The 15,493-nt window shown below is 76.2% G+C and carries 14 protein-coding genes and 1 pseudogene; 13 read left to right on the forward strand and 2 right to left on the reverse strand.

Annotated elements, in window-relative coordinates:
• Nucleotides 1–1,350 (reverse strand): TIGR01777 family oxidoreductase, encoded by a 1,350-nt coding sequence (locus ABZ249_RS19475; protein ID WP_355264684.1) that lies wholly within the window; start codon nucleotides 1,348–1,350, stop codon nucleotides 1–3.
• Nucleotides 1,351–1,458: 108 nt separating this feature from the next.
• Nucleotides 1,459–2,238 carry an alpha/beta hydrolase gene (locus tag ABZ249_RS19480; protein WP_355264687.1) on the reverse strand — a complete coding sequence of 260 codons (780 nt, stop codon included), beginning with the start codon at nucleotides 2,236–2,238 and terminating at the stop codon, nucleotides 1,459–1,461.
• Between the two features lie 162 nt (nucleotides 2,239–2,400).
• On the opposite strand from ABZ249_RS19480, the gene ABZ249_RS19485 reads away from it, so the two are divergent.
• From ABZ249_RS19485 to ABZ249_RS19545, 13 genes and pseudogenes are all read left to right on the forward strand, one after another.
• The gene (locus ABZ249_RS19485) at nucleotides 2,401–2,913 is read left to right on the forward strand and encodes a TspO/MBR family protein (protein ID WP_355264690.1); all 513 of its coding nucleotides are present in this window, start codon (nucleotides 2,401–2,403) and stop codon (nucleotides 2,911–2,913) included.
• Between the two features lie 216 nt (nucleotides 2,914–3,129).
• The gene (locus ABZ249_RS19490) at nucleotides 3,130–4,119 is read left to right on the forward strand and encodes a substrate-binding domain-containing protein (RefSeq protein WP_355264693.1); all 990 of its coding nucleotides are present in this window, start codon (nucleotides 3,130–3,132) and stop codon (nucleotides 4,117–4,119) included.
• A 46-nt stretch (nucleotides 4,120–4,165) separates the two neighbouring features.
• A complete protein-coding gene (locus ABZ249_RS19495) occupies nucleotides 4,166–5,686 on the forward strand; it encodes a sugar ABC transporter ATP-binding protein (protein WP_355264696.1) in 1,521 nt (506 codons plus the stop codon).
• 14 nt (nucleotides 5,687–5,700) lie between these two features.
• Nucleotides 5,701–6,711: an ABC transporter permease gene (locus ABZ249_RS19500; RefSeq protein WP_355264699.1), complete on the forward strand. Its 1,011-nt coding sequence runs from the start codon at nucleotides 5,701–5,703 to the stop codon at nucleotides 6,709–6,711.
• Between the two features lie 20 nt (nucleotides 6,712–6,731).
• On the forward strand, nucleotides 6,732–7,820 hold the full coding sequence (locus ABZ249_RS19505; protein WP_355264702.1) for a zinc-binding dehydrogenase: 1,089 nt from the start codon (nucleotides 6,732–6,734) through the stop codon (nucleotides 7,818–7,820).
• Nucleotides 7,817–9,025 (forward strand): DUF4380 domain-containing protein, encoded by a 1,209-nt coding sequence (locus ABZ249_RS19510; RefSeq protein WP_355264704.1) that lies wholly within the window; start codon nucleotides 7,817–7,819, stop codon nucleotides 9,023–9,025. The genes ABZ249_RS19505 and ABZ249_RS19510 overlap by 4 nt, the downstream gene beginning before the upstream one ends.
• Nucleotides 9,026–9,096: 71 nt before the next feature.
• Entirely contained in the window at nucleotides 9,097–9,852 is a 756-nt protein-coding gene (locus ABZ249_RS19515) for an SDR family NAD(P)-dependent oxidoreductase (protein ID WP_355264983.1), read from the forward strand.
• 22 nt (nucleotides 9,853–9,874) lie between these two features.
• The gene (locus ABZ249_RS19520) at nucleotides 9,875–10,606 is read left to right on the forward strand and encodes an FCD domain-containing protein (protein ID WP_220561936.1); all 732 of its coding nucleotides are present in this window, start codon (nucleotides 9,875–9,877) and stop codon (nucleotides 10,604–10,606) included.
• Complete coding sequence (dgoD, locus tag ABZ249_RS19525; RefSeq protein ID WP_220561937.1) at nucleotides 10,603–11,748, forward strand: galactonate dehydratase; 1,146 nt, start codon at nucleotides 10,603–10,605, stop codon at nucleotides 11,746–11,748. The genes ABZ249_RS19520 and dgoD overlap by 4 nt, the downstream gene beginning before the upstream one ends.
• An 89-nt stretch (nucleotides 11,749–11,837) precedes the next feature.
• Nucleotides 11,838–12,461, forward strand: a pseudogene (locus ABZ249_RS19530) (SMP-30/gluconolactonase/LRE family protein); the annotation flags it as partial.
• A 159-nt stretch (nucleotides 12,462–12,620) separates the two neighbouring features.
• Entirely contained in the window at nucleotides 12,621–13,601 is a 981-nt protein-coding gene (locus tag ABZ249_RS19535; RefSeq protein ID WP_355264986.1) for a sugar kinase, read from the forward strand.
• Complete coding sequence (locus ABZ249_RS19540; RefSeq protein ID WP_355264708.1) at nucleotides 13,594–14,190, forward strand: bifunctional 4-hydroxy-2-oxoglutarate aldolase/2-dehydro-3-deoxy-phosphogluconate aldolase; 597 nt, start codon at nucleotides 13,594–13,596, stop codon at nucleotides 14,188–14,190. The genes ABZ249_RS19535 and ABZ249_RS19540 overlap by 8 nt, the downstream gene beginning before the upstream one ends.
• Nucleotides 14,191–14,305: 115 nt before the next feature.
• Nucleotides 14,306–15,484: a saccharopine dehydrogenase NADP-binding domain-containing protein gene (locus ABZ249_RS19545; protein WP_355264711.1), complete on the forward strand. Its 1,179-nt coding sequence runs from the start codon at nucleotides 14,306–14,308 to the stop codon at nucleotides 15,482–15,484.
• Nucleotides 15,485–15,493 lie beyond the last annotated feature (9 nt).

Below are 15,493 nucleotides of genomic sequence, written 5' to 3' on the forward strand. Positions count from 1 at the left end.
TCAGGACCGCACGGCGCGGCCGAACAGGTGGGCCAGCGCCCCCTCCAGGTACGGGTACCGGAACCGGTGGCCCGCCGCCAGCAGGCGGGTGGGCACCACCCGCTGGTCCGCCAGCGCGACCTCGTCCGCGCCCTCCCGGCCCAGCACGACCGCCGGGGCCCACCCCGGGACGGGCAGGAGCGCCGGGCGGCGCAGGGTGCGGGCGAGGGTCCGCGCGTGGTCGGCGCCGCGCACCGGGTAGGGGGTCACCCCGTTGACGGGGCCCGACAGGTCCTCGTCGAGGACCGCGCGCACGTAGACGTCGGACAGGTCGTCGGCGCCGATCCACGACAGCCACTGCCGCCCGTGGCCGATCCGGCCGCCCAGCCCGGCCTCGAACAGCGGGTACTGGAGTCCCAGCACCCCGCCCGCCGGGGTCTGCACGATGCCGGTGCGCACCTGGACGCACCGCACGCCCGCGGCGACGGCCGGGCCGGTCGCCGCCTCCCAGTCGGCGACCAGGTCGGCCAGGAACCCGTTGCCGCGGGGGCTGTCCTCGGTGAGCACCTCGTCGCCGCGGTCGGGCCCGTAGTAGCCGATCGCGGAGGCGGTGACGAGCACGCGCGGGCCGCCGTCCCCGGCCCGGGCGGCGACCAGTTCGGCCAGTGCCCGGGTGGGCCCGACCCGGCTGGCGCGCAGCGCGTCCTTGTGCCCGTCGGTGAAGCGGCCGAACAGCGGCTCCCCCGCTAGGTGCACCAGGGCGTCCACTCCGTCGAGCAGGTCGGGGGCGGGCGCGGCGGGGTCCCAGCGCCGTTCCCCGGCGTCGCGCGGGTCGCGCCGCACCAGCCGGACCACCCGGTGGCCGGAGGTGGTGAGCAGCGCGCACAGGTTGCGGCCGACCAGGCCGCCCGCCCCGGTGACGGCGACGGTCACCGGGCGGTCCGACCAGGCGCGGGAGCGCTCCAGTGCGGCCAGGTCGTCGGCGAGCTGGGCGTGCCGGTAGGCGAACATGGGCCGCAGCACCGCGTCGGGCAGGGAGGTGGCGACCCGGTCGACGACGCGGGTGCCGTCCCCGTCCTCCTCGAAGTCGTGGGCGTGCGTCCACCGCAGCACCGCCGACAGCGGCGGGGCGGCCAGCCGGTCGGCGAAGCGGCGGGGCGGGTCGTAGCGTTCGGGCAGGTGGGCGGCGACCCAGCGCAGGCCGCCGGGGAAGGTCAGCACCGCCGTCCCGTCGCGCAGGGAGTCGGCCTCGGCGGTGAGCCGGACCGGCTGCCAGGGCGGGCTCAGGCGCGCGAACGCCCCCGGCCGCCCGTGCCAGGCGAAGACCTCGTCCCGCGGTGCGGGCACCACGCTCTCGTACCGGAAGACCATGCCGCTCCTCGCGTCGTCGCCTCGCGGCCTCGCCGCCTGTGGACACGCTAGCGCGGGAGCGGCCGCAGTCCAGCGGACGGGCCGGGCGGGGCCCGATCCGCCGGTTCCTCAGTCCCGCCCCTGCCCCGGGTCCTGTGCGAGGAAGGCGGTCACGGCCTCGGCCAGGGCGCCGCGGGCGTCGGTGTCGGAGATCCGGGCGGTCCCGTCCCCGGACTGGTCCCCGTAGGCGCCGAACTGGGCGTGGTTCATGCCGTCGATCTCCACGCGTTCCGCGTCGGCGGGCAGGTGGGGGCCGTTGGCCTCGATCGTCGCCGGGTCGGACAGGGCGTCCTCACTGCCGGAGACGGACAGCACCCGCAGGTCGTCGCGGTCGGCCAGCCCGGCCCCCTCGGTGGCGTAGGAGCCCCACAGCACGAGCCCTGCGAGGGCGAGGTCGGGGTCGCCGCCGGCGTGGGAGGCGGCCATGGCCCCGCCGAGGGAGTGCCCGCCCAGGTACCAGCGGTCCACGCCCTCGCCGTGGGCGGCCGCGGCCTCGTCGGCGCGGTCGGGGTCCAGGACCGCGAAGTTGAGGGGCATCCGGGGGATGACCACGGTGACCCCGGTGTCCTGGACGATCGGCGCCCAGGACGCGGCGTAGGCCTCGGCCTCCACCCGGGCGCCGGGGTAGAACACGACCCCGGTGCCGTCCCCGCCGTCGGCGGGGGCGAGGACGACGGCGTCGTCGGCGATCTCGGTCCGCACCCCGGGCAGCGCGAGGGCCTCCCCCAGGGGGGCGGGCTCGGCGCGGTAGGCGTTCAGGCCCCAGGCCGCGAACCCGCCGACCGCCGCGGCCAGGAGGGCGAGGACGACCGCGGCCGCGATGAGCGTCCGGCGCAGCGCGGGGCTCACCGGGGCCCTCCCGCGGTTCCCGGGAGCCGGGAGTCCGTCACTTTCAGTGATTCGGGCATCGCTTTTCGTGGATTTAGCACGGAATCCAAGATACTTTCTTGTCAGGACTTCCGGTGACGGACACGTCCGCCACCGGTGCACGCCACGACCCCGGAGGACTCCATGGGAACCGCAGCACCCCGCGACACGGACCCGCGCCCCTCGGTCCCGGCCCAGGCCGCGGCACTGGCGGTACTGCTGGCCGCGGCCTTCGGCAGCGCCCTCATCGGCGTCCTGGCCAGCCCCGACACCGCCGGCGAGTACGCGAGCCTGACCCGGCCCGGCTGGGCCCCGCCCTCCTCGGCGTTCGGCCCGGTGTGGACCGTGCTGTACGCCGCGATCGCGCTGGCGGGGTGGCTGGTGTGGCGGCGGGGAGCCCTGCGCGGCACCGCCCTGGCCCTCTTCGCGGGGCAGCTCGTCCTCAACGCCCTGTGGACGCCGCTGTTCTTCGCCGCAGGCCTGCGCGGCACCGCCCTGGTGGACATCGTGCTGCTGCTCGCGCTGATCACCGCGACGATCGCGGTCTTCCGGCGGACCTCGGCCGCCGCCGCCCTGCTCCTGGTCCCGTACTGGGCGTGGGTGGCGTTCGCGACCGCGCTCAACACCGCGATCTGGTGGCTCAACCGGGGCGCCTGACCCCCGGGAACCCCCCGGCACGACCCCGGAAGGCCCCGCGGCACACGGCGCCCCGCCGCCCGCCGCGGGGCCTCCCCCATGCCTCCGAGCGCCCGAAAAAATAATTAATTACTATTTATTCTTGACGTTACCTGGGCCACTCTGCCATGCTCTTGCGCAGTTGAGGAAGGCGTTCGCGCAGGTGAGCACGTACGCCCTACGCCAAGGAGGTCCCCCATGGGCAGACGGCCACCACGACGGCCGCTCGCCGCTCTCGCCGCCGTCATGTGCGTGCTGGTGCTCGCCGGCTGCGGCGCCCGGCTCGGCGAGGACGGGCGCATCGGCGTCGTCTACATGGACGCCCAGGGCTTCTACGCGGGGGTCCGCCAGGGCATGCAGGACTACGCCGAGGGCTCGGGCAGCGAGATCCAGCTGCTGGAGCTCAACGCCCGCGGCGACGCCTCCGAGGAGAGCACCTTCGTCGACATCGCCTCCTCGGCCGACGTCGACGCCCTGGTCCTGTCCCCGGTCTCGGCCACCGCCTCCATCCCGGCCGTGCGCCTGGCGCACGAGAGCGGGGTGCCGGTGGTCTGCTACAACACCTGCATCGAGGACGAGGCCGCACGGGAGTACGTCACCTCCTACATCCTGGGCGACCCCCACGAGTTCGGCCGCCTGCTCGGCGAGGCCGCCGCCGACCACTTCGAGGCCGAGGGCGTGGACGACCCCTCCATCGCGGTCCTGAACTGCGAGTTCGTCGAGGTCTGCGTGCAGCGCCGCGAGGGCTTCGAGGAGGCGCTCTTCGACCGCCTGCCCGACGCCGAGATCGTCGCCAACCAGGAGGGCGCCACCATCGACGAGGCCGTCGACGTGGGCGAGCGCCTGCTCACCGCGCACCCCGGCCTCGACGCCTTCTACGGCGAGGCCGGCGGCGCCACCATGGGCGCGGTCCGCGCGGTCACCAACCGGAACCTGGCCGGGGAGGTCGTGGTCTTCGGCAGCGACATGTCCACCGACGCCGCCCGCGCGCTCGCCGACCACCGGATCCTCAAGGCCAACGTCGACATCTCCGGCACCGCGGTCGGCCTGCTGGCGGGCGAGACCGTCCAGCGCATCATCGCGGGCGACGCGCCCGAGGAGTTCGTCACCCCGGCGCCGATCGACCTCTACACCACCCCCGAGGACGGCCAGGAGTGGCTCCAGGCCCACCCGGACGGCATCCCGTGACCGGCCCCCGTCCCACCGTCCGTCCCGTCCCACCCGTGGAGCACCCATGAGCGACACCCCAGCCGCGGCGGCGCCCGACACCGAGGTCGTGGCCCGCGTCCGCGGAGCCACCAAGAGCTACCCCGGCGTCACCGCCCTGGACGGCGCCGACTTCGAGATCCGCGCCGGAGAGGTCCGCGCCCTGCTCGGGCGCAACGGCGCCGGCAAGTCCACCCTGATCCGGCTGCTGTCGGGTGTGGAGGCGCCCGACACCGGCGACATCGAGATCGGCGGCACCCCGCTGGCCGGCGGCGGCATCCGCCGTGCCGCCGAACTGGGCGTGGGCACCGTCTACCAGGAGCTGAGCCTGGTCCCGGAGCTGTCGGCCGCGGAGAACCTCTACCTCGGCTCCTGGCCGGGCGGGCGCGGCCGCATCGACTACGCCGCCATGCGCGCCGGCGCCGAGGAGGTCTTCGCCGAACTCGGCGTCGGCATCCCCCCGAGCGCCCGGGTCGGCGAGCTGCCGCTGGCACAGCAGCAGCTCGTGGAGATCGCCCGCGCCTTCCGCGCCCGGCCCCGGCTGCTCATCCTGGACGAGCCCACCAGCGCCCTGGCCGCGGCCGAGGCCGAGACCGTGCTGGAGGCCGTCGCCCGCGTCGCCTCGCGCGGGGTGGGGGTCATCTACGTCAGCCACCGGCTGGACGAGATCCGCCGCGTCGCCGACACCGTGACCGTCATGCGCGACGGCGCCGTCGTGGAGACCGTGCCCGTCCGGGGCGCCACGACCGCGCACATCGTCTCCCTCATGCTGGGCGAGGGCGGCGCAGAGGAGCAGGCCCCGCCGAAGCGCCGCACCCGCACCGGGGACACACCGCTGCTGTCGGTCCGCGGCCTGTCGGTGCCGCCCAAGGTCGAGGAGGTCTCCTTCGACCTGTACCCGGGCGAGGTCCTGGGCCTGGGCGGCCTCATGGGCTCGGGGCGCACCGAGCTCCTGCGGGCGCTGGCCGGGTTCGCCCCCTCCAGCGGCACCGTGGAGGTGGACGGGGCGCCGGTGGCGCGCCCGACCCCGCGCGCCATGCGGCGCCTGGGCGTGGGCATCACCCCCGAGGACCGCAAGGGCGAGGGCGTGGTCCCCCTGCTGGGGGTCTCCGAGAACATGGTCATGACCTGGTTCGGGGGCGCCTCGCGGGCCGGCACCGTGCTGCCCTCGCGGGTGTCCTCCATCGGCCGCGACCTCATCGGCCGGCTGTCGATCAAGGCCGCCGGCCCCGACACCCCGATCGTCAACCTCAGCGGCGGCAACCAGCAGAAGGCCGTCATCGGCCGGTGGCTGCACGCCGGGAGCCGCATCCTCCTCCTGGACGAGCCCACGCGCGGCGTGGACGTGGAGGCCAAGGCGCAGATCTACGGCATCGTCCGCGAGCTCGCGGAGCAGGGCGCGGCCGTCCTCTTCGTCTCCAGCGAACTGGAGGAGCTCCCCCTGGTGTGCGACCGCGTACTGGCCCTGCGCGCGGGGCGCCTGCACGGCGAGTTCACCGGCGAAGACATCACCCTGGACAACATCATGGCCGCCGCGATGGCGGCGTGAACGGCGAGGTAGCAATGACCACCACCACCAAGGTCACCGGCGCGGCGGTCCCTGCCCGCGGCGACTTCATCGGCCGCCACGGCCACCGCCTCAACGAGATCGGCCTCCTGGCCGCCATCGCGCTCCTGTACATCGTCCTGGGGCTCACCGCCTCCGGGTTCCTGAGCCTGGACAACCAGCTCGGGCTGCTGCGCAACGCCGCCACCATCGGCATCGCGGCCTGGGGCGTCACCCTGGTGATCATCGCCGGGGAGATCGACATCAGCATCGGCCCGGCCGTCGCCTTCGCGTCCGTCATCGTCGCCACGGGCGCCACCGAGTGGAACCTGGGCGTGATCGGCGCCATCCTGGTCACCCTGGCCATGGGCGTGCTGTGGGGCGCCCTCGCCGGGTGGCTCAGGGCCCGGTTCAACGTGCCGTCCTTCATCACCACGCTGGGGCTGTGGAGCGTCCTGGGCGGCATGGCCCTGTACATGACCGACGCGCTGCCCGTCCCGCTGCCCGAGAGCGCCCTGCTCGACGTGCTCGGCGGGTCCGTGCTCGGCATCCCCACCGCCGCGCTCGTCATGCTGGCCCTCTTCGGCGTCTTCGCCTACGTCGCCAAGTACACCGCCTACGGGCGTTCGGTCTACGCCATCGGCGGCAACGCGGCGGCCGCCCGGCTGGCCGGCCTCAACGTCACCCGGGTCCGCGTCCTGCTGTTCGCGACCACCGGCCTGCTCGCCGCGATCACCGGCGTGCTGCTGGCGGCCCGCCTGGGCTCGGGCAACGGCGGCGCCGCCGCCGGCCTGGAGTTCGACGTCATCGCCGCCGTCGTCATCGGCGGCACGGCGCTGGCCGGCGGGCGCGGCTCGCTCGGCGGCACCTTCCTGGGCGTCGTCTTCATCACCGTCATCGCCAACGGCCTGGTCCTGCTCGGGGTCAACTCCTTCTTCCAGGACGTGGTGCGCGGCCTCATCATCGTCGGGGCCGTCCTGATCAACGTCGTCATCAGCAGGCGCAGCGCCGCCAACCGGCTCGCCTAGCCCGAACGGGGGGAACAACAGTGAACACGAAGGACTCCGGTCCCCTGCCCGCCACCATGCGCGGGGTGCGCCTGCCCGGCGACTCCACCGCGGTCGTGGACACCCTGCCCGTGCCCGAGCCCGGACCGGGCCAGGTGCTGCTCAGGGTCGGCGCCTCGGGCATCTGCGGCAGCGACATCGGCTACATCTACCGCGAGCACAAGACGCACCGCGGCATCGACGGCCCCGCCTACCGGGGCGTCGTGGCGGGCCACGAGCCCTCGGGCACGGTCGTCCGGACCGGCCCCGGGTGCCGCCGGTTCGGCACCGGCGACCGGGTCATCGTCTACCACATCGCGGGCTGCGGGCTGTGCGACAACTGCCGCCGCGGCTACATGATCAGCTGCACCGACCCGGGCCGGGCCTCCTACGGCTGGCAGCGCGACGGCGGCCACGCCGAGTACCTGCTGGCGGAGGAGTCGACCCTGGTCCCGCTGCCCGACGAGCTGTCCTTCGTGGACGGCGCGCTCATCGCCTGCGGGTTCGGCACCGCCTACGAGGGCCTGCGGCGCATCGGCGTCAACGGCGACGGCGACCTCCTGGTCGTGGGCCTGGGCCCGGTCGGGCTGGCCGCGGGCATGATCGGCCGCGGCATGGGCGCCGCCCGCGTCATCGGGGTGGAGCCCGCCGACAGGCGCCGGGAGTGGGCCCGGTCCCTGGACGTCTTCGACGCCGTGGCCTCCCCGGAGGAGGCGGCCGAGGAGATCGGCCGGGTCACCTCCGGGCGGGGCGCGGCCACCGCCATCGACTGCTCCGGCTCCCGCGCGGGCCGCTCGCTCGCCCTGGAGGGTGCGGCCGAGTGGGGCCGGGTGTCCCTGGTGGGCGAGGGCGGCACCCTGGAGACCGAGGTGTCGGACACCCTGCTGCACAAGCAGCTCACCCTGTACACGTCGTGGGTGACCTCGCTGCCCGCCATGGCCGAGCTGTCGGTCAACCTGGTCCGCTGGGGCCTGTCCCCCGAGCGGGTGGTCTCGGACCGCTTCGAGCTCTCCGAGGCGGACGCCGCCTACCGGCTGGCCGCGGGCGAGAGCCGGGGCAAGGTGTGCCTGGTCAACGGTGAGGCCGCGTGAGCGGCGTCGAGGTCCGCCGCGAGGGCGCGGGGGCGCACGAGCGGATCGTCCTGGACAACGGGGCGGTCCGGCTGACGGCCGCCCCCGGCCTGGGCGGGCGCCTGCTGTCGGTGCGCTTCGGGGGCCGCGAGCACCTGTACCGCAACCCGCGCCTGCTGGACGCGGACCTGCGGCCCGTGGAGGGCGTGGAGCTCGGCCCGGTGGACGGGCCGATGAGCGTGTGGAACAACGTGGGCGGGGACAAGACCTGGCCCGCGCCCCAGGGGTGGGACGGGCCCGGCCAGTGGGCCGGTCCCCCCGACCCCGTCCTGGACTCGGGCGCCTACACGGCCGAGACCGTGACCGCCCCCGACGGCTCCGCCGTGCTCACCCTGACCAGCGGGGACGACCCGCGGTCGGGGCTGCGCCTGCGCCGCCGCATCACCCTGGAGCCCGGCACCGCCGGGTTCCGGCTGGACCTGGAGGCGGCCAACACCTCCGGCACCGCCCGCCGGTGGGCGCTGTGGAACGTCACGCAGATCGACGGCTCCGGCGCCGGCCCGGACGCGGGCGGCGTGTTCGTGGGGGTGGGCGGGCCGGGCCCGCACACCGTCCCGCTCGTGGCGGGCAACGGCAACCCGGAGGTCCTGGGGCACGCCCCCGGCGTCCTGCGGGTCCCCGCCCAGGACGTGGTGGGCAAGGTCGGCTTCCCCACGGCGACCGGGTGGCTGGCCCACGTGGGCGCCGCGGGCACCCTGACCCAGCGCTTCGCCGTGCACGGGGAGGCCGAGTACCCCGACTCCGGGTCGCGCGCCGAGGTGTGGCTGGAGGCGCCGGTGGAGCGGCCGCTGGAGCACCTGGGCGGGCTGTGCCCGGTCGACCGGGTGACCGAGGTCGAGGCGCTGGGCCCCCTCACCGACCTGGCGCCGGGCGCCGCCACGGCCCTGACCATCGCCTTCGGCCTCGGCACGGGCACGGGGCCCGTCGCCGGGGTGACCCCGGACGGCTTCTGGGGGGAAGTGCCCCACTGGGCCGGGCCGGGGACCTCGCCCGCCCGCCTGGCCGGGACGTTCACGGCCCTGCGGGCCGGCTCCCTCGTGCACCGGGCGTCCGGCACCGAGCTCGCGCGGGCCCTGCCCGGCGAGCCCGTCCGGTTCGACGCCCCGGTCCCCGGGGCCGGGGCGGACACCCCGACCGACGTGGACTTCGCCCCGGAGCAGCGGTGACCGGACCGGTGCCCCGGGGGGACCGGCGCCCGCCGGGCGCACCCACCGACCGACCAGGAAACGGAGTGAGCATGACGGACGGCAGGCACACGGGGGCGACCGCCGTGGTGACCGGTGCGGCGCAGGGCATCGGGGAGGCCACCGCGGCCCGCCTGGCCGCCGAGGGCGCCTCGGTGGTGCTGACCGACCTGTCCCCCGCCGTGGAGGAGGCCGCCGAGCGCATCCGCGCCCGCGGCGGCCGGGCCCTCGCGCTGCGGGCCGACGTGGCCGACGAGGCCTCCTGGACCCGGGTCGTGGACCGGGCCCGCGCCGCCTTCGGGCCGGTGGGGGTCCTGGTCTCCAACGCGTACACCTTCGAGCAGGCGCCCGCCCACGAGACCTCGCTGGCCTCCTGGGAGCGCCAGCTCTCGGTCAACCTCACCGGCGCGTTCCTGGGGGTGCGCGCCTGCCTGGAGGACCTGTCCGTGTGCGGCGGCAGCGTCGTCATCACGTCCTCGGTGCACGCCTGGTTCGGCCTCCCGGGGCGTCCGGCCTACGCCACCACCAAGGGCGGGCTCACCGCCCTGACCCGCCAGCTGGCGGTGGAGTACGGGCCGCGCGTGCGCGTCAACTGCGTGCTGCCCGGCCCCGTGCTCACCGCCGCCTGGGAGGGGGTGGGCGAGGAGGATCGGCGCGCCAGCGTCGAGCAGACCGCGGCGGGCCGCTTCGGCGACCCGGGCGAGGTCGCCTCCGTCATCTCCTTCCTCGCCTCCGCGGAGGCCTCCTACGTCACCGGCGCGAGCCTGCCGGTCGACGGAGGGTGGAGTATCTACAAGGCGTCGTCGTAAGGCGCCCGGAACGGAGGATGTGATGGCGGCCTACTCGGGGCGCGGTGTGCACGGCCAGACGGTGCGGTTGCTGGGAGAGCGCGTGCTCTCCGGCCGGATCGGCGAGGGGGAGACGATCGACCTGGCCGCGCTCAGCGACGAGCTCGACCTGAGCCTCACCGCGATCCGCGAGGCGATCAAGGTCCTGGCGGCCAAGGGCCTGGTGGGCTCGCGGCAGAAGAAGGGGACGTTCGTGCGCCCCCGCGGCGACTGGAACCTGCTCGACCCGGACGTGGTCCGGTGGCAGATCGCCGCGGGGGCCGGCGACGTCTTCTTCCGCGACCTGGCCGAGCTGCGCGACGCGCTGGAGCCCGCCGCCGCCCGGCTCGCCGCCGTGCGCCGCACCGACGCCGACACCGCCGAGCTGCGGGCCGCCCTGGAGGAGATGGCCCTGACCGCCGACGGCCCGGCCGAGGAGGCCGTCAGCGCCGACCTGCGCTGGCACCGCGCCCTGCTGGCCGCGACGCACAACGAGCTGTTCACCCGCACCGACGTCTTCTTCGCCGCGGGGCTGTCCGAGCGCGACCGCCTGGTGCACGGGGGCGCCCACAAGGACCCGGTGCCCAGCCACGGCGCCGTCACCGACGCCGTGGCCGCCGGGGACCCCGCCGCGGCCGAGGCCGCCATGCGCTCCCTGCTCGCCCAGGCCCGGGAGGACCTGCTCCGCGTCACCGAGGACGACGCGCACGAAGACGATCTGGAGAGACCGCAGTGAAGATCACCCGTATCGAGACCTTCCTGGTCCCGCCCCGGTGGCTGATGTGCCGGGTGGAGACCGACGAGGGTGTCGTCGGCTGGGGCGAACCCGTGGTGGAGGGGCGGGCCGAGACCGTGCGGGCCGCCGTCGGGGAGCTGTCCGACCTCCTGCTGGGCCAGGACCCCCGCCCCATCGAGCACCATTGGCAGCGCCTCACCAAGGCCGCCTTCTACCGCGGCGGCCCGGTGCTCTCCAGCGCCGTCGCGGGGCTGGACCAGGCGCTGTGGGACATCGCGGGCAAGAGCCTGGGCGTCCCCGTGCACCGGCTGCTGGGCGGCCCGGTCCGCGACAGGGTCCGCGTGTACGGCTGGGTCGGCGGGGACGACCCGGCCGAGCTGGCCGACGCCGTCGCCGAGCGCGTGGAGTCGGGGCTGACCGCCGTCAAGATGAACGCGGCCGGGATCGTGGGCCGCTCCGCCACCGTCCGGGAGATCGACGGCATCGTCGAGCGGCTGGCCGGGGTGCGCGAGGTGCTGGGCCCGGACCGGGACGTGGCCGTGGACTTCCACGGCCGGTTCAACGCCGCCACCGCCCGCCGCGTCCTGCCCCTGCTGGAGCCGCTGCGCCCGATGTTCGCCGAGGAGCCGGTGCTGCCCGAGTACGGGCACCTGCTCGCCGACGTGGTGCGCAGCAGCCCGGTGCCGATCGCCACCGGCGAGCGGCTGTTCGGCCGGAGCGAGTTCCTGCCCGCGCTCCAGGCGGGCATCGCGGTCGCCCAGCCCGACCTCTCCCACGCGGGCGGGATCTCCGAGGTGCGCCGGATCGCCTCCCTGGCCGAGACCTACGACGCGCTGCTGGCCCCGCACTGCCCGCTGGGGCCGCTGGCCCTGGCCGCCAGCCTTCAGGTCGCCTTCGCCACGCCCAACTTCCTCATCCAGGAGCAGAGCATGGGCATCCACTACAACCGGGACGCCGAACTGCTCGACTACGTCTTGGACGCCGGCGTCTTCGCGTTCCCCGACGGGCACATCCACCGCACCGAGGCCCCCGGCCTGGGCGTGGAGGTGGACGAGGACGCCGTGCGGCGGGCGGACCGCACCGGCCACCGGTGGCGTCCCCCGGTGTGGAGCCACGCCGACGGCTCCTTCGCGGAATGGTGAGGGGAGCGGAGCACATGACGGTCGAACCGTGGAGCGCGGACCGCTTCGAACTGGGCGAGGGGCTGCGCCTGCACGGCCCCGACCTGCTGATGGTGGACATCCTCACCGGCCGGCTCCTGCGGCTGGACCCCCGGGAGCCCGGACCCGCCGGGACGGTCGCCGCCCTGGACGTCCCGCTGGGCGCGGTGGCGCCCGTCCGGGACCGGCCGGGCGCGTACGTCGCGGCGGCGGGCACCGGCGTGGCGCTGCTGTCCGGGGGCCGCGTGGCACAGTGGCTGGCCCGCCCCGAGGACGGCGCGGCCACCCCGATGCGGATGAACGACGGCTGCTGCGACCCGCACGGCCGGTTCTGGGCCGGGTCGATGGCCTACGACGGCACCGCCGGCGCCGGGTCGCTCTACCGCGCCGACCCCGGCGGCCGGGTCACCCGGGTCCTGGAGGGCTACACCGTGCCCAACGGGCCCGCGTTCACCCCCGACGGGACCCGCATGTACCTGGCCGACAGCGCCGCGGGCCGCATCGACGCCTACGACGTGTCCGCGGACGGCGGGCCCGGGCCGCGCACGGTCTTCGCCCGTACGGACCACGGGAGCCCGGACGGGATGCAGGTCGACGCCGAGGGGCACCTGTGGGTCGCGGTGTGGGGCGCCGGGCGGGTCCACCGCTACGACCCCGACGGGGCCCTGGAGCGCGTGGTCGAGCTGCCCGCCTCCCAGCCCACGAGCGTGTGCGTCGTCGAGGCCCCCCAGCCGAGGCTGTTCGTCACCTCCGCCTCGACCGGCCTCGCCCGCCCCGGCCCCGGCGACGGCGCCGTCTTCTCGGTCCCCGCCGACGTCCCCGCACCGGCCGGCCCGCGCCTTCGGAGGGAACCCGTGACACCGCAGATCACCTGTGTCGGTGAGACCATGCTGCTGCTCACCGCGGCCGAGCCGCTCCCCCTGGACCGGTCCCCGCTGCTGGCCATGGGCGTCGCGGGCGCCGAGTCCAACGTCGCGTGCGGCCTGGCCGCCCTCGGGCACCGCGCCGCCTGGCTGGGCGGGGTGGGCGACGACCCCTTCGGGCGGATCGTCGTGGAGGGCCTGCGGGAGCGGGGCGTCGACGTGTCCGGCGTGCGGGTCGACCCCGACCGCCCCACGGGCCTGTTCGCCAAGGACGCGGCGCCGACGGGGAGCACCGTCCACTACTACCGGGCCGGGTCGGCCGGGTCGGCGCTCGGCCCGGAGGACGCCGGGCACCCGCTGGTGCGGACCGCGGGGGCGGTGCACCTGTCGGGGGTGACCCCGGCGCTCTCCCCGGGGTGCGACGCCCTCACCGAGAGCCTGCTGTCCGACCCCGCGCTGACGGTGAGCTTCGACGTGAACCACCGGCCGCGGCTGTGGGGCCCCGGCGAGGCGGCCCCCCGCCTCCTGGCCCTGGCCCGCCTCGCCGACACCGTCTTCGTCGGCCGGGACGAGGCCGAGGCGCTGTGGGGCACCCCCACCGCCCGCGACGTGCGCGACCTGCTGCCCGAACCGCCCCGGCTGGTGGTCAAGGACGCGGGGAACGGCGCCACCGAATTCGAGGGCGACCGCGAGGTGTACGTGCCGGCGCCGCCGGTGGAGGTGGTCGAGCCGGTCGGCGCGGGCGACGCGTTCGCCGCCGGGTACCTGGCGGGGGGCCTGCGGGACCTCGACGCCCGGGGGCGCCTGCGCCTGGGGCACCTGTGCGCCGGGCGCGTCCTGCGGGTGGCGGGCGACCTGGCCGCCCCTCCCCCGGCACGGCTGGTGGACGAACTCTTGGCGGTCCCCGACGAGCGGTGGACCGAGCGCGCTGCGGCGGCCGCGGCCGCCGCGGGAGGAGGAGCAGATGAGTGACGGGGGCCTGGACGGCCTGTTCGAGGGGCACCGCGTGCTGGCGATCCTGCGGGGCATGCCGGTGGAGACCACCGTCGCGCTGGCCCGGCGGGCGTGGGAGCTGGGGGTCACCGCGATCGAGGTGCCCGCGCGCGACGAGGCCGGCCTGGAGGCGCTGCGCGCGACCGTCCGGGCCGGGGCCGAACTCGGCCACCCCGTGGGGGCCGGCACGGTGATCACCCCCGACCAGGTGCGCGCCGTGGCACGCGCCGGGGCCGCGTTCACCGTCGCGCCGGGCTTCGACGCCGAGGTCATGGCCGCGTCGGAGGGGTCGGGCATGCCCCACCTGCCCGGCGTGGCCACGCCGACCGACGTGCAGGGCGTGCTGCGGGCGGGAGGGCGCTGGGTGAAGGCCTTCCCCGCGACGGCGCTGGGCACCGAGTGGTTCCGCGCCATGCGCGGGCCCTTCCCCGACGTGCGGATCGTGGCCACCGGCGGCATGGACGCGCACAACGCGCGGGAGTACCTCGGCGCCGGAGCGCGCATGGTGGCGGTCGGCTCCGCCCTGTCCGACCCCGAGCAGATCCCGCTCCTGGCCGGGCTCGTCTGATCCGGGCCCCGGGCCCGCCGGGCGCCGCCGCACGGGTTCGGGCGGGCCGGTGCGGCGGGCCCGGGCGCCCGCTGCCAGACTGGTCGGCGCAGCCGACCGATCCCGGGGAGTCACGGTGGAACGCGACCACGACCTCGTCCTGTTCGGCGCGACCGGGTACACCGGCGCGCTGACCGCCGGATACCTGTCCGTGCACCTGCCCGCCCGGACGCGGTGGGCGCTGGCCGGGCGCGACCGGGACAGGCTCGCCGCGCTGCGCGAGCGCCTGGCCGCGCAGGCCCCCGGGACCCCGCCGCCCGACCTGCTGGTGGCCGACGCGAGCGACGCGGGGTCCGTGCGCGCCATGGCCGCGTCGGCGCGGGCGGTCGTCTCCACCGTCGGCCCCTACTCCGTCCACGGCGCGCCGCTGGTCGCGGCCTGCGCCGCGGAGGGCACCGACTACCTGGACCTGTGCGGGGAGCCGGAGTTCGTCGACCGCATGTACGTCGAGCACCACGCCGCCGCCGTGGAGAGCGGGGCGCGGATCGTGCACGCCTGCGGGTTCGACTCCGTCCCGCACGACCTGGGCGCCCTGTTCACCGTGCAGCGGCTGCCCGAGGGCGTGCCGCTGCACGTCGAGGGGTTCGTGCGGGCCAAGGGCACCCCGTCCGGGGGGACCCTCCATTCGCTGCTGGGCGCGTTCGCCGACCCCGGCCGCACCCTGGCGGCGGCCCGGGAGCGGCGCCTGCTGGAGGAGCCGCCCGCCGGGCGGCGGGTGCGCGTGGACCGGCGGGGCGTGCCGCGCACCCGGCTGGCCCGGGGGTGGACGCTGCCGATGCCGTCCCTGGACCCGCAGGTGGTGGTGCGGTCGGCGGCCGCGTCGGAGCGGTACGGGCCGGACTTCTCCTACGGGCACTACGCGGCGTTCCTGCGCCCGGCCAGCGCGGCCGCGGCGGTCGCGGGCGTGGGCGGGCTGCTCGCGGCGGCGCAGGTGCCCCCGCTGCGCGAGCGGCTGCTGGCGCTGCGCGCCCCCGGCGAGGGCCCCACCCCCGAGCAGTTGGCCGCGGGCTGGTTCACGGTGCACTTCGCGGGCCGGGGCGGCGGGCGCCGGGTGTACACGCGGGTGTCGGGTCCCGAGCCCGGCTACGCGGGGACCTCGGTCATGCTCGCGGAGTCGGCGCTGTGCCTGCTGTACGACGACCTGCCCGCGACCCGCGGGCAGGTGACCCCGGCGACGGCCATGGGCGACGCCCTGATCGGGCGGCTGCGGGCCGCCGGGTTCGGGTTCGAGGTGCTGGACGCCGCCGGGGGCTGAGGGCCCGCC

Source organism: Nocardiopsis sp. NPDC006139 (genome assembly GCF_040614155.1).
GTDB lineage: Bacteria > Actinomycetota > Actinomycetes > Streptosporangiales > Streptosporangiaceae > Nocardiopsis > Nocardiopsis changdeensis.